The following is a 24,888-nucleotide window of genomic DNA, read 5'->3' on the forward strand; positions in this document are numbered from 1 at the left end:
AGAAGCGTGAAACTTTTTTCACACGCTGCGTGGGTCAAACGATTCTATTTCGATGCCTTCAGGTGAGCCGTTCGTAACCTTATCTATCCGCAATTTAGCATTCGCTAAAATCTTTTCACAGTATGTGCGTAAGAAAACCCCACGCTCATAAAGCGTAATAGAATCATTAAGCGATACTGTATCAGCTGCCTCAAGTTTTTGAATGATACTTTCAAGTTCTTTAAAAGCTTCTTCAAATGTAAGGTCTGAGGGTAACGCTGTTTTTTGTTGAGCGGTATCGCGAGGCATTTTGAGTCACTCTCCTATTTGGAAAGAACGAAGCATAACACTATTTTTTGCCGCAAAAAAGCAATGGTCAGGATATTTTGCAAAAAAAACATCCTACACAGTAACCCACCCCTACAGGTGTGGGTTACTGTTCCTTGCATCACAACATCTTGTTTTGACACTAACCAGCGTTCTCTTTAAGGCCAAGGGTTTTGAGAACGTCCTTATTATAATCAACTTTGTAGCGCTTCTGCAGGTAGGCAAGGTACAGATTTTGCACATCATTTTGCATTTCACGAGTAAGGTTTGCTGTTAACTGCTTGATGATCTCCGGCTTGATTGATTTAAAATCAGTGTCTTCAACAGAGGAAACTTGAATGATTTGAATACTTTTATTCTTCACATTAGGCAAAATTACTATGTCATCCTTATTAACATCATCAGCACGATTCTCAAACCCGACAAGATCGAATTTTTGCGCTTGTGAGGCAAGCTCATAGCGTAGGCCAAAAACATCACGAAGACTACCACCAAACTTGGCTTCTAAAGGCGGAACTTTTTTATGCTTATCTGCCTTCTGAGTATCTGGTTTTAGGGTTTCTGCATATGCTGTGACCATGTCATAGGTTGCCTTGAATTGGGCTTCACGTATAACAACATCAGTAACATCGGCCTTCACCTCCTCATACTCCGGAATACGGCGCGGCTCAACTTCATCCACATGGACAATCACATAGTCACCACTGGGCAATTGGTGTGTTTCGCTATCTGAACCTTTCTGTGTGGCAAACACAAGCCCAATCAGGTTTTGAATATCACCACGCGCAACGTGTGCTTGGGATTGTAAGGCTTCCACAACTGATTTTTCACCCTTAGGGCCCATTTGTCCGCCTTGCGTCACCTCATGAAACGCATGCGTTTTGAGGGCCGTGAGCGTAACAGTAGTCATGCCTGCTTTGCCCGCTCCTTGGGTACGCACAAGAGTTGATACATCATCCAAGGATACTCCACCGGCAACTTTATCATCGATAAAAGATTTGAGTGTTTCCATCGCATCAGCGTTTGCTTCCCTGAGAAGCTGGCGACGGAGCTCTTCTTTCACATCCTCAAATTTCACTTTTTCCTTTTTACCTACACGAGACTCAAAGGCATTTTTTACCTGATCATCTGTGACTTTGTGGGGCAAATCTGCGTACCGTAAATGCAGGATTTTAAAAGAGCGTCGTTCAGGAATCGCATAGTAATCTTTGTTCGTTGTATAAAACTGGGCAATCGTATCTTCCGTGGGTGCAGGCACGGCGTTTTTCTGACCAGGAACTTTTGCAACAGGAAGCAAAGGCACATCGAGTATACGCATCCGCAACTTCTGGTGAAACCGCTTAATAAATGTTTCTCCCAAAACCTGGGGAGCCTGAATACCACGGGTCACTACACTCAATAGCTGGCGTCGACGCAAATCGCCACGCAACGTTTCAATGTACTCATCTTCGTTCATACGCAAAACCTGCAGAACCTGATTAAATCGGGCGCGGTCAAAGGTACCGTTTTTTCCATGAAATAAAGGATCGCGATGAACCAAGGGCACAACAACTTCCACAGGGATATGGATCCCCAAACGATCACATTCTTGGTCTACCAATTCACCAACAACCATTTCTTGTAGTGTTGCCACCTCCAACTGCAAGCGACGGTAATCCTCTGGTTGCAAGCGACGATTGCCCGCCATTCGTTGGGCCATTTCCATCTGATGCTGGAGCTTACGCGAAAATGCATCCATCTTAATCGTACGCCCCCCCACAGAAACAAGCGTTGCGTGAGCAGGACTCATAAACTGTTGCCACAAATCGCCAACACCCCACAAAAATATGAAAGAGGCTACAAGAACCCCGATAAAAATTTTGAAAGCAAGCGTTTGGGCTATGCGATGAAAGATTTGAAGCATTACGTAAATTTATTATGATTTCCTGCAAAGATAGCAAATCCCCGCCATAAAGCAATCACTTACTTGGTCTTTTTATCCCAATAGCTGAGATCTGACAGCCATAGGTTTCATCCCCATTGTGCCTGCAACGCCGATAGCTGAAAAATCGACGTGCATTACTGTATGTATCAAGACTATGAGCCGAAATATCATGCACACCCGCGTCCACCAACAACCATCGCGCAAAGCCCTCAAGGTTGAAATAATACTTTTCTTTGAAACGCAAAAAATAACCGCACGCAATGGTATAACGGTCTGTCAATTCCTTCATACAATCCTCGCCAAACGCAAAGTTTTGTTGCTGGAGGCAGGGCCCTAAGGCAGCAACAAAAGTGCTCCCGGGCGATATTTGTCGCAGCTGAGCAATCGTTTGAGCAATGATTCCCCTTAACGCGCCACGCCACCCTGCGTGAATCGCCGCCACAACTGTTCCATGCGTATCACTAATCAGGATTGGCAAACAATCTGCTGTCAAAATTCCCACAGCAACACCAGGAACTGTTGTAATAAGGGCATCTGCCTTCCCTAATATAAGAGGATGATCGCCACGCTCCTGGGGGAATTCACGCACACACACAACATCTGCCGTGTGGTCTTGGCGGACCATACAAAGCCGATCAACGTTCGCTCCTAAGGAGATGAGCAACCGCCTATAGTTTTCGCTAAGATTTTTATCAGATTCTTGGGCGCGGCGTGCAAAATTTGCTGTGGCTAAATCACCCGCACTCACACCCCCTTCTCGCGTAAAAAACCCATGAACAATAGAGGGGATCGCATCAAGACTTTGTGTGTGTAAAAAAGGCAACATTTCTCACTATAGTACGAATGATTGAAATTCAAAAGATTCTTTGCGCAGTTACAAGAGATTTCTTTTGCGTCATACAACCCTATTTTTTTTCAAAACCGCCACCTTAAATAGAATGCCTAAATCTGTAATGAGACGATCATAACCCGCCATAATTTCAGAAGATTGTTTTGGATTTTGCTGCAAAATCTTTGCTAGCCGAAGGTCAATGCCATTATCTTTGAGAAAGTGGCGCTGGTGGGTTACGTGCGTGGAAAAACCCTGCGCTTCAGCAAGGGATGTGAACGCGGTAAAATTGACATGGCTTGTAATGTCAACGAAACCCGGATCTGTCATTACATCCGTGTAAGCGTGTTGACGAACTCCTTGTACTGTTCCTGTGCGCTGTATTCCCGTATATCCGTAATCAATAAAAGCAGCAGCGCCCTCCACGCAACAGGCACTAAGGGAACGAAGGAAAGAGTCATAATACGCACACACTTCAATACAATCACCCTCGCAAAGCGATGCACCATCCCCCAAAACATACCAAGGCAACGGTTCCTGGATGGGTTGTGGTGCGCGCACACATCTAAAGGAATGCCCGTCACTCATAACGCGCTCCTCCCACAACTGCCCCCTACACATGTAATAGGGTTGCACAGGCAACGCATCAAGGAATTCATTGGCAATTAAAATATAGGGAGCCTTGAGTTGTAGGTCCTCAGAAGAAGGCACCCACGTGGGGAAGAAATTTTTTTTTTGCGCGGGAACGTCCGTTACGGCTGAACGCTGCTGAGCAATAGCATGAGGGTTACACTCCACCATCTGGATCATAACCCCAGCGATGCACGCAGGCACAAGCGATAGAACATGCAAAACATCGCGCATCAATGTTCCGCGACCACCGCCCAGCTCGATGAGAGTCCATTGAGGGGGGCTTTTCAGTGCCAACCACTGCTGCAACACCCAAAACCCCATTACTTGACCAAACAGAGGAGATATTTCCGGTGCGGTTATAAAGTCATCCCCTACCGCGATCGCCGTTTTGTAATAGCCATGCTTTTCATGCGTGAGGCATATCTGCATATATTCCTGAAAAGAAATGGTTTGGTCACGGCCTATATAGGCGTGCAGATATGCCGCCAAGGGTGTTTGATGAGCATCAGCCATGCGCATCTGCGTTACCACATCACGCCGTCAGGTTATGAGAGTAGGAAGAACGCGTAAACACCAAAAACAAGCCGATCACCAAAAGGGGAAGCGACAGAAGTTGCCCAAGCGTTATCCCTAAGAAATACCCATCAGGGGTACGAAAAACCTCACTAATGCAGCGAAAAACTCCATAGAATATCAAAAAGTATCCCAATATCCGCCCACGTACACAAGCTGAGGAATAGGCATCAACCATCCGCACAATAAGAAAAAGACATGCTCCCTCAAGAAAGGCCTCATAAAGCTGGCTCGGATGGCGCAAGACCCCATCCACGGTGGGAAAGACAACACCCCAGGATTTATCTGTGGGACGCCCAATATGCTCGCTATTAATGAAATTAGCAATCCGCCCCAAAAAAATACCTAGCGGCGCATGAAAAACTATCATATCTAAAAAAGGGAGTATAGGGATTTGCATACGTCGACAGCCATAAATGCTCGCCAAAGCCCCCCCTATCAACGCACCATGGAAGGACATCCCACCGTTCCAGATCTGCAAAATACGCCATGGCTCACAAAGCATGTGGAGGTCATAAAAAAGAACATATCCCAAGCGCCCCCCCAACAAAACCCCCACACCCACAGAAGAGACAAGATCATCAACAAAACGCGGGCTTACATGTTTATAAAGTTGCAGAATTTTCACCCGCACCCCATACCACGTATAAGCAAAGCCAATCACATAACTAATGCCGTACCAACGAACATCAAACGCACCAAGGGAAAAGGCAATGGGAGAGATGTTATGAATGTAAGTCATCGGATACAAACGACACTAGGTATGCTGTGGATAAAGCTGTGGATAAAAAGACACCAGAACGGCGATACTATTTTCTAGCAATGATTGAACCTTCGGTCAATGCCGTTTTTTTCTTTTTTGTGTATTTTTTGCATCTGAATCAACAGAAACCTCCCAAACGGAACGTTGGGGGGGATACACTCAAAACTGAGCGTTGTGCTTAAAAAAAACTGTGCTTAAAAAATCGTATAGATTTGTAGGTTAAAGAAATCTATACGTATGATATCTAAAATTTGTAGAAAAAGCCTATTTTCACTATAGCAATTCTCTTTTAGGGTCTCGAAAATCCCTACAAAAGGTTTATCATGAACACACCCGAGGGGTGGGCGAAAGTATCACCCTGAGCCACCTCCGCCTCCCGCAACCATGGACCGATCCTCTGAGCGTTCCTCTTGAGGATCGGATTGCTGTTGGATGCGCACCAATAACTCTGCATCAAGTTGCATTTTTTGATAGAGTGGATAATATTGCTGAAGCCTAGCATTATCTGGGGTATCCCAACCAAGCATCGTGAACAACGCCCCCCACAAACGCGCTGCATCGGGAAACACATATTTCTCAAAAAACTCATTGGAAATTAACCGATTTAAGATTTCCAAGCGCTCCCTATAGCGCCCCATGTTCACCTCGTTGCGAAAGGGGTGGGAATCATCAAGAGGCAACTCTAAGTACCGTTGCAAGGCGTTCTCCTTGATATCTGCCAATACTTGCACCACAGAGGCTTTTTTCGGCGAAAGATCCTCATTAAGGTGGTGAGGGGATACCGCAACAGCAGCAGGTTCATAGGACTTGTCTTCCGAGGCAAAAACGGAAGAGACTAAAATAAGCACCAGTAAACTTATCATCTTGGTTTTTGTAATCATTCTTATTAATGAATTTTTGATATAAAGATATGAACCATTATTATAAAATACAATATCTTTTTTTGATTATATTATTATGATTATATTTCATAAGAAACAGGTATTCCTTTTATGCGTGTGCTCGCCACCTCCATAATCAAAAAAAACCTTTGATTTTTTGCATAAAGATGATTATGTTCACCCACATCGGGCGGTTAGCTCAGCGGGAGAGCGTCTCGTTTACACCGAGAGGGTCGGGGGTTCAAATCCCTCACCGCCCACCATTTGGTTCCTAAAAATCCACTCCAGAGCAAATGTAGATCGCGCGCTTTTTTGTATAAAGCACCCGCTCATAAACCAAGAAGATTAATCCCCCTCACCGCTAATATTGCCTCGAATGCATTATTTATGGCAACAATTTCCCAAAAACACAGAAATTAAACACCTGGATGGTCTTCACCATGCCTGTCATAATCACTATCCTAACATATTTTTCTGTCTCAATATGCCAGTCAAGACAACACTGATACGCATTGATCACACGGGGTGCGGGAATTTAGCCGCTGAGGTATCCGAAGCAATGAATGCTGGTGATCCAAAAATAGGATAAGTCCTCAAGCGACTGAGAGTGCAAGCAGAAGAACGGGCAAAAGAAAAAAATCCACACACAACGTCGTCCAAGAGGCCATTTTTGACAAAGAGAAAAGGGGGTTTACAAAAAATTAATGGTTATCAGGTATCCTGCAAAAAATACCCGTGTGTCGTTCTTATAATGTACAAATATTTTTTGTGCTTTTCTTTGGCTTTAGGGACTGTATCCGCTGAAACTGGGATTAATCACTTAACGCCCCACGTGCGGGCCCTGCTCGCTGAAAGTCAGGAAAAGCTTGATGCATTGAGACGCGACATTGCTGCAAAACAAGCCGAAGCAGATTCTCTCGAACGCAGCATTGATAGCACACAAAATGCTCTGATCACTGCGCAAGAAAAACAACTGGCGATACACAGTACTAGTACTTACAAACCCACGCCTTTCATCCCTGCACCTACGGTTACATCCTTAGGAAATGATAGCAAAAAACGTGAAGAAACAGAAACTTATGCTAGGGATCTCGAACCACCAGTTGGGGTCTCAGAAAGAGATTTTGATGATCTGTTTGATCTGTTAGAAAATAATGCCGCAGATGATGGCTTAGAAAACAATGCTTTTGACAATGGCACTGATGACAATGGCACTGATTCTGAAACAGAAGACATAGATGATGAAAGCACTGAGGGAATGCCTGACAGTTTGTCTGCCAATGTTCTTCCCTCCTCTGATGCACGCAGGGTTGTTAGCCCCCTCTTCAGCTATGCCGATGCCGAAAGAATGAACATCACCGCAGTGCACTAAAGGTCCCTTTCACCATCGCCGCACATCCCTGCGTGCTTTTAGAAAATAATCTGTAAAATGCACGTTCTGTTAATTCACTCTTAAACTTTTATGTGCTAGGTTTCCTAAATAATAATCTGAACTTTGTTATTTTCTGGAGTTTTCATAATGATCGCACACCCTTTGTCCACTGTTGAAAGTTACCTGGTCCCAACGGTCGTTGAGCAAACGGGACGTGGAGAACGTGCGTTTGATATTTATTCCCGGCTCCTCAAGGAGCGTATAATTTTTCTAAGCGGTGAAATCAATGACGATATTGCCACGCTTGTATGTGCACAGTTGCTATTTTTAGAATCCGAAAACCCTGACAAGGACGTGTCTCTTTACATTAATTCCCCAGGCGGCATTGTGACCTCTGCCATGGCTATGATGGATACAATGAACTACATTAAGCCTGATGTAAAAACAATCTGCATCGGCCAGGCTGTTTCAGCGGGATCATTATTGCTAACATGTGGCGCGCCGGGAAAACGTTATAGCCTTCCCCATGCACGGGTTATGATTCACCAACCAAGCGGAGGCTTTCGCGGCCAAGCAACAGACATTGAAATTCATGCGCAGGAAATTATCAAAACACGCAAAAGTCTCAATGAAATTTACGCACGCACAACTGGCAAGAATATTGATACTGTCAACAAAGCAATGGAGCGTGACAATTTTATGTCACCTACTGAAGCAAAAAGCTTCGGACTTATTGATCATATTATTGAACAAAGAGATAATAAATAAAACACAAACCCCAGACGAAAAGTTTTTTGGGTTAACGGATTATTATGCACTGTGGGGCATTCTGGTTTTAACAAAGACATCTAACAGGTATTTTTATGGCGAATAAACCCTCTCAAGAAACCCTCTACTGTTCTTTTTGCGGAAAAAGCCAACATGAGGTGCGCAAGCTTATTGCGGGCCCTACTGTGTTTATTTGCGATGAATGTATTGAGCTGTGTCACGAAATTATTGACGGTGAAGACATCAAAGGACCCATCCCTGGTCTTGGAAAGATTCCAACACCACGGGAAATTGATGGGATACTTAGTTCCTACGTAATTGGGCAGGAACACGCGAAACGGGTTCTTGCAGTTGCTGTTCACAACCACTACAAACGTTTAGATGCCAACACGAATAAGGGCGAGGTTGAACTTGCAAAATCCAATATTCTCCTCGTCGGGCCTACCGGGTGCGGCAAAACATTGCTTGCACAAACCCTAGCACGCATTCTTGATGTTCCCTTTACGATGGCTGATGCCACATCGTTGACGGAAGCAGGTTATGTTGGTGAAGATGTTGAAAATATTATCTTAAAGCTTTTACAAGCCTCTGATTACGATGTTGAAAAAGCACAACGGGGCATTGTTTATATTGACGAAATTGATAAAATATCCCGCAAATCAGATAACCCTTCCATTACGCGAGATGTTTCCGGCGAAGGCGTACAGCAGGCTCTCCTCAAAATTATGGAGGGAACTGTTGCTTCTGTTCCTCCTCAAGGGGGACGCAAGCACCCTCAACAGGAATTTTTACAAATCGATACCACCAACATTCTCTTTATTTGTGGGGGTGCATTCGCAGGGCTTGACAAAGTCATCAGCAAACGTGGCAAAAAATCCTCTATTGGATTTGGTGCGGAGGTGCAGTCGGTGGAAAACCGAAAACCAGGGGAGCTTTTTACGGAACTTGAGCCTGAAGATCTGTTGAAGTTTGGATTGATCCCTGAATTTGTGGGCCGTTTACCTGTTATTGCGACACTCAATGATCTTGACGTGGATGCACTTGTGCGTATTTTGGAGGAACCGAAAAACGCCCTCATTAAACAGTACCAAGCCATTTTTGCGACCGAAAATGTCAAATTGACCTTTAGTAAAAGTGCCTTGCGTAGCATTGCTGGTCAAGCCGTTTCTCGTGGGACAGGTGCCCGAGGACTGCGTTCGATACTGGAGGGAATTCTTCTCAATTTGATGTATGATCTGCCCGGAAAATCTGATGTGGAAGAAGTTATTATTAATAGCAGTGTTGTTGATGGCAAAACAGAGCCCCTCATTACCATGCGAGCAGGAGAACCAAAATCTCTTGCTGCACCAAGCAGTAACACGCACATGACAAAAGATTCAGAACTTGAGAATCTTGCTTGAGTTTTGGTCTGCTTTCGCTGTAAGGTGGTGAAGTTATACAACGATTCACTCACTAACTCCGGATTTTACTACGTTATATGTCTGAAAAAAAAGCTGTTACAAAAAAAACGAAGGCCGTCACAAAAAAGACACCGCTCCTTCTTCCCGTTCTTCCTTTACGTGACATTGTGGTCTTTCCCGCAATGATCGTTCCGCTTTTTGTGGGACGACCAAAGTCTGTTGATGCTCTTGAATTTGCCATGAAGAATACCGAAGAAATTTTGATGCTTACGCAAAAAAACTCTTCACATGACAATCCTGAGGAAAAAGATCTTTACCGTGTGGGAACAGTTGGAAAGATCCTTCAGCTTCTGAAACTACCTGACGGAACAGTAAAAGTCCTTGTCGAGGGCCGGGAGCGAATGGCCGTCCAAGAGTTTGTTACCAACAGCACTTACCTCGTCTGCAAGGCTACAGCTATTGCTACAGACCCAGAGATTGATAGCGTTCTTGAGCCCCTCAGCCGTACAGCCATATCCCAGTTTGAAAGCTATGTGAAACTCAACCCTAAGGTTTCGCCCGATGCTCTTCTCTCCTTAAGTAAAATTGATGAGCCCACCCGCCTTGCGGATACTATTGCATCACATCTATCGTTGAAGCTTTCTGACAAACAAAATCTTTTAGAGACAACCACCGTCTCCGAGCGCATTGAAGCAATCATCAATCTGATGGAGGCAGAAATCAGCGTTCTTCAAACAGAACGACGGATTCGCTCCCGCGTCAAACGACAGATGGAAAAAACCCAGCGAGAATACTATCTTACAGAACAGATGAAGGCCATCCAAAAAGAATTGGGTGACAGCGAAGATGGTACCAATGAACTCGATGAGATTCAAAACAAGATAACTGCCACAAAGCTTCCGAAAGATTCCAAAGAAAAAGCGGAGGCAGAGCTCAAAAAATTACGCTTGATGAGCCCTATGTCATCAGAAGCCACTGTTATTCGTAATTACTTGGAGTGGCTTTTAAGCATACCCTGGAATAAGCGCACCCCCACGAAAAAAGATCTTTTGGCCGCGGAAAAAATCCTTAACGAGGATCACTATGGCCTTGAGAAAGTTAAAGAGCGGATCCTTGAGTATCTTGCAGTTCAGTCACGTGTGGGAAAAGTCAAAGGACCTATTATGTGCCTTGTTGGGCCACCAGGTGTGGGGAAAACTTCTTTGGGAACATCCATCGCCCGTGCAACGGGACGTAACTTTGTGCGCATGTCCTTGGGCGGGGTGCGTGATGAATCAGAAGTTCGTGGTCATCGACGCACGTATATTGGTGCAATGCCAGGAAAAATTATCCAAAGTATGCGCAAAGCAAAGAGTCAAAACCCTCTTTTTCTGCTGGATGAAATTGATAAACTAGGATCTGATTGGCGCGGAGACCCGTCTTCTGCACTCCTTGAGGTTCTTGATCCTTCTCAAAATAGCTCTTTTAACGATCACTACTTAGAAGTTGACTATGATCTATCGGACGTTATGTTTGTAACGACAGCCAATTATCTTAGTCAAATCCCAGCCCCTTTAATGGACCGCATGGAGATCATTCGTCTTTCCGGATACACCGAACAAGAGAAGCTTGAGATTGCTAAGCGCCATCTTATCCCTAAACAAATTAAAGATAATGGACTGAGTGATAAAGAGATTGCGATATCTGATGATGCCATTTTGGCTATTATTCGGTGTTATACGCGCGAAGCAGGGGTTCGTAACCTTGAACGCGAACTGGCAAACATTATGCGCAAAAGTTTGAAAAAAATTCTTATCCATAGTGATAAGAAAAAGAAGGACGTTCCTGCCAAGGTGCTCAAGCAAATCGCGATCACACCAGAAAACCTGGGGGATTTTGCCGGAATAAAGCGTTTCAGCTTTGGGGAAAAAGAAGCAGAGAATTTTGTTGGTGTTACAACAGGACTCGCCTGGACAGAAGTTGGTGGAGAACTTTTGACCCTTGAGGCTGTAAGACTGCCCGGTAAGGGAAAGATGAAAATCACCGGTAAGTTGGGTGAAGTTATGCAAGAGTCGATCCAGGCGGCAGCTAGTTATGTACGGGCTCACGCAAAGGAGTTCGCTATTCCTGAAACCATGTTCAATAAATATGACATCCATATTCACGTACCTGAGGGGGCAACTCCCAAAGATGGTCCTTCTGCAGGGATTGGGATGTTTACGTCTATTGTTTCTGTTCTCACTGAAACTCCTGTTCGTAGCGATGTCGCAATGACTGGTGAGATTACCCTGCGCGGGCGTGTTTTGCCCATTGGTGGTCTCAAGGAAAAATTATTGGCTGCCCACCGCGGGGGGATTACCATAGTCATTATCCCAAAAGATAACGAGAAAGATCTCGAGGAGATTCCACTAAACGTAAAACAGGATATCACGATCATCCCCGTTAGTGACGCAAGTGAAGTTTTGGCCATTGCTCTTGCTTTTCCTGAAAAGCCCACGCGTAAACGAACATAAGCAAGGCCAATCACCCGCAGGGATTTCTCTATCGCAATGATCTTTTTGAGGATAGCCCCCTACGAGGTGGTCAAAAAGCTTTATTGTTTTGTGTACAAGCGTTCATGTGAAGGACGTTTATAAGCACAAAATTTCTTTTGAGCTTATAAACGTCAAAAAGGATTTTTTGGTCATTGTCCCCCTACTGCCTTGCGTGTTACGAGCTTTCGGAGGGAAAACGAAAATCACTTTGTCTATAGCTACACTTCTTGCTTTGTTCGATGTGCATCCTATGGAACGGGAAGAAATGCATTTTTTCTGCTGGGAAACTACTTCCTGATGGCAATAACTTTAGGGGCTTTCCCAGATAACTATTTTAAGACCCTCTTAACCCGTTGTCTTAATTGCGTTAACTAATTTTTAGGGGTGCTGTTGTTAAAACGCCGTTCACACTCTTTTAAAAAGAGATCAAAACTCTCTTTGGGGATACCGATAAATTTACGCAGATGACGCGTTGCCTGATTCTAAAAATTTTCGATGCCCTTGATGTGATTCTTCTTATCCGCAAAAATTTTACTGTGATTAATTCTAAAATGTCTCAAACCAGTCGTATCCAAAACATTGTACGCTGGCCATGAGTCACGAGACACAACACTATCCAACGTGATTTTATCCTGGATTATTGGCATCAAGGTATCTCTTTTCGCACCTGGAATAATTGGGGTATAAATCTTACCACCCCCTTTTAACAATCCCAAAACTGGTCCTTTTCCTGAAGCGCCGCTCCTGATGCGCTGGGGCCACCTTGTCCTTTTTGTGTGACACCAAAGTCACTCTCGTCACCGTCAATCTCACCTTCGAAGACTCAGAGAGATTCTCTCTCCTGATGGTGGGTGATAATCTTTCTCAACCATATAGAATAATATGCGGCACTTCTTCTATTAACACCAACCAGTTCAGCCGCGCATCGTGCTGTTGTGCCAGATACGAAATGCTTTATCAGTTTGTTTTGCGTGTACCAGCCACATCGACTCTTTCTCATGCTTTCCTTTAGAACATATTTCTACGTTATCTGCGACAGAACCTTCTTTTTTACTTTTTTCATCTTAACATACCTGAAAAATATTAGTGCATGATGCCCATATAATGTGAAATTTTTTGTAACTTTTATCCTATTTTCAGGCAGAAGGTTCTGTGCTAGGTTTAAATCTCAATTAATTCGTTATTTTTCGTGAATAACACATCTCGTATCTTGACTGCTAAGAACAACAAAGAATCTGCTCCACACCCAGATATTAGCTACTCACAGGGGATTTTTACCAAATCTCGCTATGCGTACTGGCGTTTGCGCATTATGTATTCCATTATTTTAGGGTACGGACTGTATAATCTAGGCCGCATCAATTTAGCTATGGCTGTGCCCGCAATGAAGGCAGAGTTTGGTTTTGATGACCAACAAATCGGCATGATTATGTCAGCAACCACTGCCGCCTACGCGAGTGGTCGTTTGTGTAATGGTCTTTTCAGTGATAAGGCAAATGCCCGATATTTTCATGTGTTTGGTTTGCTTGGTGTTGCTTTTTGTAATTTACTATTTGGCGTTAGTACTTCGATTAATCAATTTGCTATTTTTTGGGCCCTGAATGGGTGGTTTCAAACCATGGGTGCCCCTTCATGCTCTCGTATGCTTACACATTGGCACGCCTCTCATGAGATTGGTACGCGCTGGGCTATTTGGAGTTCTAATGCGCCACTCGCCGGAGGAATTATTTTTCTCGTCAGTGGATATACGATTCCGTTATGGGGATGGCAATCTGCCTTTTTGATACCTGCTGCTGCTGCACTTTTGATGGTGCCTTTTCTATTAAATCGTCTGCGTGATAACCCTGGTGAAGTTGGACTTCCGCCCATTGAACAGTATAAGCCGACCCCGGATTCACATGTCTCCAACAGAAAAATTATTAATGAGCCTATGCATTTGTCGGTGCGACAAATTGTGGTTAAACAACTGTTGCCCAATCAACGCCTCTGGTTTATCTGTATGGCCAGTTTTTGTCTCTATTTGGTGCGTATTGGGTTTTTGAACTGGTGTCCTGAAATTCTTATCCATGTGCGTGGCCTAAGCCTTCAGTCCATAGGGAAAATGGGTCTCATTTATGAAGTTGGCTGCCTTATTGGTGGCTTAGGCGCCGGTTTTGTTTCTGACCATGTGTTCAAAGGGCAGCGTGGTCCGGTCGGCGTTCTGTATATGTTGGCCCTTGCTGGAATCATCTGCTATTTTGGATTTTCACCTTACCATACGCGATCTCTGGATGGTGTTATGCTTATTCTTTTTGGGTTTTTTAGCTTTGGACCGAACGTTCTCGTGGGTGCCGCCGCCGCAGACTTTGCCTCCAAAAAAGCTGTGGGCATTGCAACAGGTGTCGTTAGCTCATTTGGAAATATCGGTGGAACAATCAGCGGAGTTGGCATCGGCTACATAACAAAGTATTATGGATGGGAATCTGGATTGGCCGTTTTTGCTGTTACTGCTGTGTGCGGTGCTGTATGCTTCGGCCTTACACTTACCCGCAGGACAAAGTGAAACCCCTTGTTTGGCCGTGCCTGGGTCACGTATAGCCACACGTGCAGCAATCCCAATTCTCTGTGCCAGAGTGAACTCTTTGTTTAATTCTTAATATTGTGAGAGTTTTTCTTTTAGAAAGGCAACACAAACGCTTACTTTGCGTTGAATAATCGCTTTTTTATGGGAAATCACAAACATTTCTGTTTCAGGCCCTCGCAACTCAGGTAAAACCTCAACGAGATTTGCACCCATTAGACCAGGAAAGTTACCCTCTAGCTCCACAATTCCAAGACCGTTACTCGCCGCATTCAACAACGCGAAGCTGCTATTAAAAGTGGCAAAGGGCTTGCGCGCGTTTCGCGCATCAAGACCAACTGTCAGCAACCAACTATCTTCACAATTGTGAGGATCAGGGCTATGGCTGTAACTGAGCAAACGATGGTTCTCTAGGTCACTCACCCTTTTGGGGGTTCCACATTTTTGAATATACTCAGGACTGGCAAATAACTTTTGGGCACTTTTGAATAAAGGTTCTTGTTGTAAATCAGGACGGTTTGGCAAGTACCCACAAATAGCAACGTCACACTCCTCAAGAAAAATCTCACTCAACGATGCACGCAAGTGCAAATGCAGGCCGGGGTAACGCTCGCTCAATTCAAGCATATACTGCGGAACAAGTGCGCTAACAACAGCAGCATTGGAAACCATAACGATTTCACCCGTAGGCGCATCCGTATCGTCCAACGAATTAATCACTGCTTTAGCATTTGTCATTATTGACTCTGCAAGATCAAACATTTGAGCACCCGCATCTGTGATAAGGATACGCGAACCATCACGCTTGAAAACTTTGTGTTTCAGGCGTGACTCTAAGCTATGAATTTGACGACTAACAGCAGACTGACAAACACCAAGCTTTTCAGCTGCTTTCGTAAAACTACCGCACTTCACAACATAGTAAAGTGACTTTAGCTTATCCCAATCAATCGAATGACGTGTCATGGCTTTTCCTCAATAACAGGTAATAGAATGACATATTGTCAGCTATTGGCATGAAAATCAAGAAAAATAAAATTACAAATAGTCATAAATGATTTTTACTATTCACTCTCAGAGGAAACTCGTGTAAACTTTGCATACGTCAATTATGAGGTTAACCATGAACACCACAAACAGAAATGATACAATCCAAAAGACTTCTTATGGCAGTCTGAATCTTGCTTTGCGCTCTTACATGCAGCGTATTTACAATTACATGGCATCTGGATTAGCGATTTCAGGTTTTGTTGCGTACGCCATTGCCACATCGCCCGCTGCCATTCAAGTGATTTTCGGTACACCACTTGTCTATGTGGTCATGTTTTTGCCTCTCGTCATGGTGATTACCCTTTCGGCGCGCATTCACAAAATGTCTGCCGCCAGCGCGCAAGTCATGTTTTGGCTTTATGCTGCTGCGGTGGGAGCATCTCTATCGTCTATTTTGTTGCTGTACACAGCCACAAGCGTAGCTCGCGTGTTTTTCATTACAGCAGGGATGTTCGCAACCACCAGTATTTACGGCTATACAACAAAACGTGATATCTCAGGATTTGGTGGGGCTTTAACGCTCGCTGTTGTCGGTATCATTATTGCCTCTATCACAAACATGTTTGTCCAAAGTGGTGGATTTCAGATGCTCATTTCTGCTGTAACCGTCCTTGTTTTCAGTGGTCTTGTTGCTTATGACACACAAAACCTGAAGGATCTTTTCTATCATATGCATGGACAATCGCGTGAGACCGTTGAAAAGGCATCTATTATTGGTGCACTGCGGTTATTCATGGATTTCATTAATATGTTTGTTGCCATGATACGTTTATTTGGTGATCGTCGCTGACGCAAGACAACTAACGGGGAATACGAAGACCCCCTCTTTTTTACGCAACCCGATAGGTAGAAAAGCCCCCGCAGGGGCTTTTCTACCTATCGGGAATTTAGGCGAGAGTTTAGGAAGGAGTACCACAGATTTCTCTTCATTTTCCCATTTCTTTTTATCAATACCGCCCCACAGAAGCAGATAAAATACCATCATTGGGGAAGAGGTTTATAGCTTTAAAAAAATCCCCACCGAGTTAGAGGCTATTGGTTATTTTTTCCACTCGCGTACAGAGGTGCGTCCGCCTTAACAGAAGCAGCTGTCAAGCCATCTCTATGCTTTTGTTCTTTGAAACTGGAGATCAGGGAAAAAATTGAGAATTCGCAGCACAAAGCAGAGAGAATATCCGACACTCTGTTTCCTACTACCATACGGCCATTCCTGCTTTTAGTGATCGGGATAACTCTTTAGTATACACCTAGGTATACCCTGCCGTTTCTGCGCGTGTTTTTTTGACAAGATGAGCGCACGAATATCTGCCGCATCATTTTTTTGGCAAAAAACATAGTGGTTAGTTCCTGATTGTTGGCATAGCAAACCACTATGCATTAGCAGTCTTTGTGTGTGTAGCCATATGAGTATGTATAAGCCAGAGGTGTGGCCATCGCCGTCGCAGGGAAATTTCGGACAAAAGCAACACGCCTCTTTCGTGTGAGTCATGTCTCACAGAAGCCCACATAAATAAAAGGGATAAGGTTCTCGTGTATAGAGGTTACGGGCCCTTAGCGGTTAGGAATGCTTAATTTTCAAGTTTCGCAAAAAGATCTTTTTCTGTGATTTTCTTTTCTTCTGGCTTTGCTAGGCTGATGATATGTTCAACAACAGCATTCTCAAGCAACGGTCCTCGTATTTCATCAATGGCACCCGGCGTATTTTTATAGTAATCAAGAATTTGCTTGGCATGTGCAGGGTTTTGATTGACCTTTTGCATGAGAGCTTCTTGTACTTTTTCCATAGGAATATCAAGCCCACGTTCATCTGAAATATGATTGAAAAGAAGACCAAGCTTTATCCGGCGACCTGCTACTTCGCTGATCTCTTTTTCTTGATCGTTGGTAAGTGTACCTTCGGGGGTATCAGTCTTCACGTTCTGACGCACGACTTGTGCCTCATGTGCAACCAGTGTCGGTGGTAAATCAAAGGTCACTGACACATCAAGAGCATCAAAGAGCTCTCGTTTGGTCAGGCTTAACGCCCGAGAATCCAACTCTTCTTGAAGGCGCGTTTCCACTTCTTTCTTTAGCTCTGCCAAAGATTTGAGACCCACTTTTTGCGCAAGCTCATCATTCTGTACATGAGGAATGCGCTTTTTTAATTTTTTAATGGTTACCTGATAAACAACGTGTTTATTGGCAATCTTAGCATCCGCGTGGCTGGGAAACACTGTTGGTATGGACACAACATCACCCACTTTAGATCCAACAACCTTTTCTTCAATAGCAGGCAGAACCTTTCGTTGCCCAAGTTCAAGCGTTACATCAGGTTGTGTGCTGTGGCCATCTTTGACACCGGGAATATCAAAAGCAAGATCAGCAATAACAACATGATCCTCTGAAACGATGTCGGCTGATGTATCCTCCTCAAACGTTGCTTGTTGATTAGCTATGCGCATTAATGAGTCATCAATCGATTGTGCCGATACCTCTGCTATGTATCGGGAGAATGTAATGGCAGAAAAATCAGGAGGCGTTATTTCAGGATAGACCTCAACATGTAATTCAAATACAATTCCGGTTTTATCATCTTCGGAGATAATCTCAAGCTTGGGCCGAACAGCGGGGCGAATGCGTGTTTCAGCAAGGGCAGCCTGTGCTTTTTTTTCTACTTCTTGGCTAATGACATAATCATAAGCCTCCTGGCCATATTTTTTTTCCAAAACCGCTGCAGGGATTTTACCAGGACGAAACCCTGGAATCTTTCGGTTTTTGCTGATTTCAGCAAGGCGCCCATTTTTTGCTTTGGTAAGAACATCAACAGGAATAACACCTCTGAAGTGGCGGATTAAACCTTCGGATTTTACTTCTTGCAGTTGCATAACATGGGTCTCTCAAGGGAATTTTTGTGAACGTGTGGTGCGGGTGGAGGGACTTGAACCCCCACGCCTCTCGGCGCCAGAACCTAAATCTGGTGCGTCTGCCAATTTCGCCACACCCGCATATGCATGTATTCTTATCTGTTTCTCAAGAAAAAATCAATCCTAAGAGAGGAGAAATTTTGTTTTTCTCAGCTGAAAAAGGAGAAATGCCACAACTGAGGATGCTATCATAATTATAGACGTCGGAATAAGTGTTGTATCATCAAATACGCCTGCTAAGTATGCCCCAAACGCACTTGTTATTTTTCGCAGGCTATTACTCACTGCTGCTGCACACCCCTTATCATCCTCAAAAAATGAAATTGATTTCGAAACTGATGGACTAAAAGTTAAGGACATACCAATCATGTAGGTACCCAGTACCATAAATGTCCACGCCATTTCACTCAAGAAAACACCGGCTATAATAAAATGTATGACACCAGCCGCTACCGTAACCTTCAGTCCCAAAGCCAGCGTGCGCTCTAACCCAATGCTGTTAATAGAGCGACTTAAAAAAAACTGGCCAATTAGATAAAAGCCCGTCAAATAGAGACTATTTGTAGAATAATCTTTCTCGGATACATTGAACACAAGGGGGAAATAGACGGGATAAACAGTTATCGCACACCAAAATCCCAAAACCAGCAGAGGGCTTTGAAGGGCAAACATCATAAACTTAGGGCTCCCTAAAATCTTTCGGTAGCTACGAATGGAGAGTTTAAGGCGCTGAGTAGCCTGACTCCAAGGAGATCGCAGCGCTGAGGCCCGCGTACGCTGTGGTACAGTTTCGATCATGTAGCGTAATGCCCCTATGAGAACAAGCATCCAAATAGCTGCACCCACAAAAATAAAGCGCCACCCCATGAGCATACTAATTTTTGCACCGATAAACGGAGCAATTATGGGACCAGGTGCTGCAAACACAGAGGTCCACCCCATGACTTTGGCAGCCTGGCCGGGTGTGCGAATATCCTGAACAGACGCAACAGCTACCACGCTAAAGGACCCAGCCCCTAATCCTTGTAGGAGGCGACCCACCTGAAAGGAGTATACTTCAAAAGCAAGGGCACTCACGATGCAGCCAACAAAGCATATGACGCCACCCACACATAAAATATATTTGCGTCCATAGTTGTCCGACAGAGCACCATAGATAGGGGCTGTAATAGCATTTCCCAGGAGACAAATGGCAATGCCGTACTGGATTGTATTCTGAGACACCCCAAATTCTTTTGAAATCGTGATAATTTGGGTAGAGTAAATGGTGGGCAGTAACATTCCCGAGGTAATCATTATGATACACAGAAGTGCATTGTAGAGCTTGGTAGTCATTGATTTGAAAAAAATTACGTCCTTACAGTATTTGCCCATTTAATTAAAACTTTACTAATCTTTCTTTTGGTTTTACCCCTTATTATAATATGCTCAATGGCCACATACCTTGATGCAAAGAGCAAAACCCGCTAGTGTTAATACCTAGAAACACCAACAATGCTATGATTTCACACGCTACGGTTGCTGCCATTTTCCAAACATTCGCAGCAAGAAATCCAGAACCAGAAACAGAGCTTGTCTACACAAACAACTTCACACTTCTTGTTGCGGTTGTTCTTTCCGCCCAGAGTACCGACACAGGCGTTAACAAGGCAACACGGGAACTGTTCTTTGTTGCTGACACTCCACAGAAAATGGTTCGTCTGGGGCCGGATAAAATCAGGAACTATATACGTACCATTGGTCTTACAAATACAAAAGCAAAAAATGTTTATGAATTAAGCAAAATTCTCTGCGAAAACTACGAGGGATGTGTGCCAGCACACCGTGAAGACCTTGAAAAACTTCCTGGTGTGGGGCGTAAAACGGCTAATGTTGTTCTTAATGTCGCTTTTAATCAACCAACAATGGCCGTGGATACCCATATTTTCCGGGTATCCAATCGTATTGGCCTCACCCATGCGAAGACCCCCCGGGAGTCCGAGGATCAATTACTCGGGTGTATTCCGCCGCAGTACCTTCAACACGCGCATCACTGGTTAATTCTGCACGGGCGCTATATCTGCAAAGCCCGCACGCCCAACTGTTCCGCTTGTCCAATCGCACACCATTGCACTTACTTTAAAACGCTTTGATGCAAGCGCCGACCACCCTTGTGATTTTCTGTGAGAACCACATGAGTACGCATATTATCCAAGAGGCCCATCGCTCTTATCCACCAAAGAGTCTAAAAACGTGTAATCAGTCATTGAAATTTTAACTATTTGCCCATATATATAGGAAGTCAGCCTGCTGACTATGGTAATAAACGGCTTATGGAATAAGCGTTACGGACCCGGGGGCGGTACCCGGCATCTCCACCAATTAAGCGCTTGCGTTTACTTGGTGGGGATGAAACAGGATCGACGTGCGTAGTAAAGATAGGTTTTTTACCCGGTGTTGTTCCGCTGTTACCGGACTAAAATATATAATTGCAAACGAAAATCGTATTGCTATGAATGACAATTACTCCATGGAAGCTCTAGTAGCCGCCTAAAGTGTGTCATTTGTGCGGTTTGTGGGGCACCGGGCAACAGAAAGCCCCACACTCCTATTGTCTGCCGATTGTCTGCTGAAACATAGACCAGATACCTTTGCTGAGAGAGCCTTTTAAAAACACCTTTTGAAAAATATTCTTTACCAATTTTTCCCAAACATCAGTAGCACTCCCTTAGGATTCACAGTGACTGACAGAGGCTCAGATACTTTCATATCTTCAGAAAATACCTCCAACAAGATGCACGCACACTGCTAGAAATAGGTGCTGCTGCCCTCCTCCTAAGCCCTCTACACAAAAGCAGTGGTCCCAGCATTCTTTCATTTGTGATCATGAGAAAACGCCCTCTTTTCATTAATTGTATTCATGCGTATACTGATCCAGAGACAATTGTTGCAAGGGAGCGAATGGCGACTATTATTTCGAATGTTTTTTCTCTGCACACACGGGGAAATGGCAACAAGGGTGCCAAAACCCTCAAAACCTTGATTATCAAAGCCGCGCAAGAAGGATTTTTCTCGGTTCAGACATCTCTCCCCCAACCCCCTTATCACACCCTACGTTATCACAAAGCTTTCCCAAAAGATCCCTTCACACGCACGGGACAGACTGTACATGACCTATACTGCGAGCAAACCACTGCTGACATCCGTGCCAGATTTGAGTCATGCGAAGGATACACACTCGAAACAGGTGCATACTACGCCCCGTACTTTCGCAGAGATGACGATCCTGTATCCAGTCTTCTAGGGCACCTTAGCCCTCACAATCACCCCACAGGCTTTGTCTACCCTCTTATGGATAGCGATGATGCCTATGCGGAAGAGTGCCTCGAGCACAGCCTTTGGGATACGCAACACGCTGTTATTGATTTTCCTTCTGAAGTCTAAGAAAATCCACAAAGACACCCCTCTGCACAGCAATGATTCACAACCAACTGTTCGCAGACATCACCTGCCCCCCAAAACGTTGCTTAGACTGACGTACTGCTTATAGTGACGATACAGGAACATTCTGGTGATTAAGGCATTATCTTTGCATGTCCTTCTCGCTTGAGGCGCATATGATCAAATAATTGCTTTTTCTCTGCTGGGATGGGGTGTTTGACTTAGATGCTCCGTGTGCGCTTTGTCAAGATCCATGGTATTACTGGTATAGGCCTCTACGTCTGGATGGTGGGATGTCATCACCAACGTTCCTACGCATCTGTGCAACAGACCCAGTAAAGCTAAGCGTGCCTGCTGGTCAATACTATCAAGCGTTTCATCAAGAACCAGGACATTCGGTTTATAAACCAACGCTCTCGCCAACCAAAGACGTGCACGCTGACCTCCCGAAAGCACCATACCCAAGTCTCCCACAAGGGCATGCAAACGCTCTTGAGGCCCGATAAATTCCTCAAGCCCTACATCACGCAACGCATTATGCACAGTATCCAAGGAAATCTGTGGATCCCCCAGCGTTACATTAAAAAGAAGTGACCCATGGTACAAACTGACATCCTGAGGGATATACATCAACCGGGTATCCGAACGATAAGTTACAGTGCCTTGTGTCGGCGATAGAACACCAGCTATAATATTTACAAGCGTTGATTTACCTGATCCATTTGTTCCCTTGATGAGGTATGTCTCTCCCTCAGCTATCCGCAACCGACAGCCTCTTAAGACCTGCGTTTTGCCATAGGCAAAAGATATTCCTTCCACCGCCACCAATGCATCCTGAGAAATCCGAGAGATGGCAGAACCGCCATCGCTCGTAATGGAAAGAATGCGCACAACTTGCTCAAGGTCAGTCATACTTTCTGTCACTTGGCGTCCATCACGCATCAGGTTACTCAAGGGCATCAACACAACCAGAAGCTGTCCGTGAATAAGGATAAAAGTACCCTGAGAGATTTCCCCGCACAGAACAAGATACATCCCTGTGCCCAGAACGCTTGTAAACCATATCGCTTTTGCCACATGCAGAGCTATTTGCAGCAAATTACTGGACGTATTCGTTGCCTGCCATATCGCCGCTTCATTATCCGCCATATTCGCCAAACGTGTCATTTCAAACGTAAGATTTGTGCGGGTATGCTCATTTTGCAAAAGACTATCCGTTGCATCACGTACAAATGTATCCGAAGCATTCCAAGCTTTTTTGCGCACCCGCCGATAGTGAGGAAGGGCTTTCACAAGCACCACACACACAAGGGATACACCCATAAGATAGGGAAAGACAACAAGCCCCATTGTCACAAAAAAAACAGAAACAGCCACAAATTTTCCTGCGGAAGGGATGATTTGCAAAACGCCAATCCGCAATAATGTTCGTGTGCTTTGACTGACACGGCGCATCGCGGAAATCACATCCGAGAGGGCAAGAGCGCGGCGCTTTTCAAGACTCAGGCGATGTACATGCATCAACACCTGCAATCGGACTGCTCGGATTATATAGTTCGTGATAGGAAAAAATACAATGTCATTCACACTGCTCAAAATATCGCGCATGGCTTTTAGGATGCCATAGTTTACCACAAGCAAAAAAGGAACAAGAACACCGTGCGTTTCTGGTGACAGATTCAGAATATATTTGAATGCATAAGGTATAGCCGTTGCGACACCGATTTCACCAACAATGATTGAAACACACAGAAGCCATCGCCAGAAAAAGGACGCCCCTTGTGACGACAAAACGCCCCTGTAGAGGTCAATAATTGGTCGTGTAGGTAACGTCTTAAATATCTGTGTGAATGGATAAACCCTCAATATATGCGTGACATATCCGTGTTTCTTGACCCAAGAAACACATACGTGGTGGGCGATACAGGGCTCGAACCTGTGACCCGCTGATTAAGAGTCAGCTGCTCTACCAACTGAGCTAATCGCCCCACAATGTAGATGGGAATACCAAATCAACAAGGAATTGTCGACCCATTTTTTTAATTGCGGAGACACCTTGCAATTTTCTGAGGAATTCGCTATACCATGCGTAAATATATTCATCATGAGTTACGTATGAAAAAAGGCATTCACCCCAATTACCACACCATCAAGGTTGTGATGACCGACGGTACTGAGTTTGAAACACGATCCACATGGGGCAAAGAAGGCGATGTTATGCGTCTGGATATTGACCCAACATCTCACCCAGCATGGACAGGTGTCCATCGGTTAATTGACAGCGGTGGACAGCTCGCTAAGTTCCGCAATCGCTTTAAAGACCTTGGGATTAAATCATAAGTCAGTCCTCGTCTTTTTGGGGAAACCATGGTAGAAGGAACTGCGTACATGCCCATGCCAGCCAATGATATCGTTGATATGGTAATGCGCGGCATCCCAGATGCCCAGGTGACAATCACCGATTTGCGTGGTGACCAAAATCACTATGCCATTACTGTTGTAAGCCCTTCATTTTCAGGGCTCTCTCGGCCTGCACAGCATAAACGTGTCTATACAGCCCTGGGACATCATGTGGGAACTACCATCCATGCCCTATCGATCACAACGCAGACTGAAGGAAGCTCACATGCTTGATGAATCACTGAAAGCCTCTATACAAGAAATCATTACCAGCCATGATGTTGTCCTCTTTATGAAGGGATCAGCACAGTTTCCCATGTGTGGTTTTTCTGGTTACGTAGTCCAAGCATTAAACCGCCTTCGTATTCCTTTTCATGCTGTGGATGTGTTACAGAACTCTGAGATTCGCGAGGGCATCAAGATCTTTTCCGATTGGCCAACAATTCCACAACTCTATGCCAAAGGAGAGTTCATTGGGGGTGCGGATATTGTGCGCGAAATGTTTGAATCTGAGGAATTAAGCAATTATTTTGCGGAAAAAAACATTACCCCTGTAGCGGCTTAATTTTTCTGACACTGCGCAGAACCTCTCT

At 44.5% G+C, this 24,888-nt stretch carries 22 protein-coding genes, 3 tRNA genes, 1 other RNA gene and 1 pseudogene; 14 read left to right on the forward strand and 13 right to left on the reverse strand.

Annotation, left to right across the window (positions count from 1 at the left end; all coding sequences use genetic code 11):
* Nucleotides 1–18: 18 nt before the first annotated feature.
* From xseB to H6849_00400, 6 genes are all read right to left on the reverse strand, one after another.
* Nucleotides 19–288 (reverse strand): exodeoxyribonuclease VII small subunit, encoded by a 270-nt coding sequence (xseB, locus tag H6849_00375; protein USO01508.1) that lies wholly within the window; start codon nt 286–288, stop codon nt 19–21.
* A gap of 160 nt (nt 289–448) precedes the next feature.
* On the reverse strand, nt 449–2,209 hold the full coding sequence (locus H6849_00380; protein ID USO01509.1) for a SurA N-terminal domain-containing protein: 1,761 nt from the start codon (nt 2,207–2,209) through the stop codon (nt 449–451).
* A 55-nt stretch (nt 2,210–2,264) separates the two neighbouring features.
* Nucleotides 2,265–3,056, reverse strand: coding sequence for a polyphenol oxidase family protein (locus H6849_00385; GenBank protein ID USO01510.1), 792 nt, complete (start codon nt 3,054–3,056; stop codon nt 2,265–2,267).
* 69 nt (nt 3,057–3,125) lie between these two features.
* Nucleotides 3,126–4,205: an SAM-dependent methyltransferase gene (locus H6849_00390; protein ID USO01511.1), complete on the reverse strand. Its 1,080-nt coding sequence runs from the start codon at nt 4,203–4,205 to the stop codon at nt 3,126–3,128.
* 19 nt (nt 4,206–4,224) lie between these two features.
* Nucleotides 4,225–5,007 (reverse strand): prolipoprotein diacylglyceryl transferase, encoded by a 783-nt coding sequence (lgt, locus tag H6849_00395; protein USO01512.1) that lies wholly within the window; start codon nt 5,005–5,007, stop codon nt 4,225–4,227.
* A 374-nt stretch (nt 5,008–5,381) separates the two neighbouring features.
* On the reverse strand, nt 5,382–5,909 hold the full coding sequence (locus H6849_00400) for a hypothetical protein (protein USO01513.1): 528 nt from the start codon (nt 5,907–5,909) through the stop codon (nt 5,382–5,384).
* 188 nt (nt 5,910–6,097) lie between these two features.
* Here H6849_00400 and H6849_00405 point away from each other — a divergent pair.
* From H6849_00405 to lon, 6 genes are all read left to right on the forward strand, one after another.
* Nucleotides 6,098–6,172, forward strand: a tRNA-Val gene (locus tag H6849_00405).
* Between the two features lie 113 nt (nt 6,173–6,285).
* Complete coding sequence (locus H6849_00410) at nt 6,286–6,498, forward strand: hypothetical protein (protein ID USO01514.1); 213 nt, start codon at nt 6,286–6,288, stop codon at nt 6,496–6,498.
* Nucleotides 6,499–6,660: 162 nt separating this feature from the next.
* Complete coding sequence (locus H6849_00415; GenBank protein USO01515.1) at nt 6,661–7,281, forward strand: hypothetical protein; 621 nt, start codon at nt 6,661–6,663, stop codon at nt 7,279–7,281.
* A gap of 183 nt (nt 7,282–7,464) precedes the next feature.
* Nucleotides 7,465–8,049 (forward strand): ATP-dependent Clp protease proteolytic subunit, encoded by a 585-nt coding sequence (locus H6849_00420; GenBank protein USO01883.1) that lies wholly within the window; start codon nt 7,465–7,467, stop codon nt 8,047–8,049.
* Nucleotides 8,050–8,144: 95 nt separating this feature from the next.
* The gene (gene clpX, locus H6849_00425; GenBank protein ID USO01516.1) at nt 8,145–9,449 is read left to right on the forward strand and encodes an ATP-dependent Clp protease ATP-binding subunit ClpX; all 1,305 of its coding nucleotides are present in this window, start codon (nt 8,145–8,147) and stop codon (nt 9,447–9,449) included.
* A gap of 77 nt (nt 9,450–9,526) precedes the next feature.
* Entirely contained in the window at nt 9,527–11,941 is a 2,415-nt protein-coding gene (gene lon / locus H6849_00430) for an endopeptidase La (GenBank protein USO01517.1), read from the forward strand.
* Nucleotides 11,942–12,333: 392 nt separating this feature from the next.
* Here lon and H6849_00435 read toward each other — a convergent pair.
* Nucleotides 12,334–12,962: pseudogene (locus H6849_00435) on the reverse strand (IS1595 family transposase).
* Nucleotides 12,963–13,151: 189 nt separating this feature from the next.
* Here H6849_00435 and H6849_00440 point away from each other — a divergent pair.
* Nucleotides 13,152–14,504 (forward strand): MFS transporter, encoded by a 1,353-nt coding sequence (locus H6849_00440; protein USO01518.1) that lies wholly within the window; start codon nt 13,152–13,154, stop codon nt 14,502–14,504.
* A gap of 90 nt (nt 14,505–14,594) precedes the next feature.
* Here the strand turns inward: H6849_00440 and H6849_00445 are convergent, their stop codons facing one another.
* Nucleotides 14,595–15,488, reverse strand: a complete 894-nt coding sequence (locus H6849_00445; protein ID USO01519.1) for a LysR family transcriptional regulator — start codon at nt 15,486–15,488, stop codon at nt 14,595–14,597.
* Nucleotides 15,489–15,645: 157 nt separating this feature from the next.
* On the opposite strand from H6849_00445, the gene H6849_00450 reads away from it, so the two are divergent.
* Nucleotides 15,646–16,362, forward strand: a complete 717-nt coding sequence (locus H6849_00450) for a Bax inhibitor-1/YccA family protein (protein ID USO01520.1) — start codon at nt 15,646–15,648, stop codon at nt 16,360–16,362.
* Nucleotides 16,363–17,140: 778 nt separating this feature from the next.
* Here H6849_00450 and H6849_00455 read toward each other — a convergent pair.
* The 3 genes from H6849_00455 to H6849_00465 all read right to left on the reverse strand — a co-directional run bounded on the left by H6849_00455 (nt 17,141) and on the right by H6849_00465 (nt 19,756).
* Nucleotides 17,141–18,436, reverse strand: a complete 1,296-nt coding sequence (locus H6849_00455) for a trigger factor (GenBank protein USO01521.1) — start codon at nt 18,434–18,436, stop codon at nt 17,141–17,143.
* A 35-nt stretch (nt 18,437–18,471) separates the two neighbouring features.
* Nucleotides 18,472–18,556: transfer RNA gene (locus tag H6849_00460), tRNA-Leu, on the reverse strand.
* 42 nt (nt 18,557–18,598) lie between these two features.
* Nucleotides 18,599–19,756: an MFS transporter gene (locus H6849_00465; protein USO01522.1), complete on the reverse strand. Its 1,158-nt coding sequence runs from the start codon at nt 19,754–19,756 to the stop codon at nt 18,599–18,601.
* A gap of 218 nt (nt 19,757–19,974) precedes the next feature.
* Between H6849_00465 and nth the strand changes: the two genes are divergently transcribed.
* From nth to H6849_00480, 3 genes are all read left to right on the forward strand, one after another.
* Nucleotides 19,975–20,607, forward strand: coding sequence for an endonuclease III (nth, locus tag H6849_00470; protein USO01523.1), 633 nt, complete (start codon nt 19,975–19,977; stop codon nt 20,605–20,607).
* 109 nt (nt 20,608–20,716) lie between these two features.
* Nucleotides 20,717–21,059, forward strand: a transfer-messenger RNA (tmRNA) gene (gene ssrA, locus H6849_00475).
* A gap of 281 nt (nt 21,060–21,340) precedes the next feature.
* A complete protein-coding gene (locus H6849_00480; GenBank protein USO01524.1) occupies nt 21,341–21,898 on the forward strand; it encodes a hypothetical protein in 558 nt (185 codons plus the stop codon).
* 177 nt (nt 21,899–22,075) lie between these two features.
* Here the strand turns inward: H6849_00480 and H6849_00485 are convergent, their stop codons facing one another.
* Nucleotides 22,076–23,686 carry an ABC transporter ATP-binding protein gene (locus H6849_00485; GenBank protein USO01525.1) on the reverse strand — a complete coding sequence of 537 codons (1,611 nt, stop codon included), beginning with the start codon at nt 23,684–23,686 and terminating at the stop codon, nt 22,076–22,078.
* Nucleotides 23,687–23,807: 121 nt separating this feature from the next.
* Nucleotides 23,808–23,883: transfer RNA gene (locus H6849_00490), tRNA-Lys, on the reverse strand.
* 127 nt (nt 23,884–24,010) lie between these two features.
* Between H6849_00490 and rpmE the strand changes: the two genes are divergently transcribed.
* The 3 genes from rpmE to grxD are packed head-to-tail and all read left to right on the forward strand — an operon-like array spanning nt 24,011 to nt 24,860.
* A complete protein-coding gene (gene rpmE, locus H6849_00495; protein USO01884.1) occupies nt 24,011–24,235 on the forward strand; it encodes a 50S ribosomal protein L31 in 225 nt (74 codons plus the stop codon).
* A gap of 48 nt (nt 24,236–24,283) precedes the next feature.
* Nucleotides 24,284–24,529, forward strand: a complete 246-nt coding sequence (locus tag H6849_00500) for a BolA/IbaG family iron-sulfur metabolism protein (GenBank protein ID USO01885.1) — start codon at nt 24,284–24,286, stop codon at nt 24,527–24,529.
* Nucleotides 24,522–24,860: a Grx4 family monothiol glutaredoxin gene (gene grxD / locus H6849_00505; protein USO01526.1), complete on the forward strand. Its 339-nt coding sequence runs from the start codon at nt 24,522–24,524 to the stop codon at nt 24,858–24,860. Before H6849_00500 ends, grxD begins: the two co-directional genes overlap by 8 nt.
* Nucleotides 24,861–24,888 lie beyond the last annotated feature (28 nt).

Source organism: Alphaproteobacteria bacterium (genome assembly GCA_023898725.1).
Taxonomy (GTDB): Bacteria; Pseudomonadota; Alphaproteobacteria; order JAUHZC01; family JAUHZC01.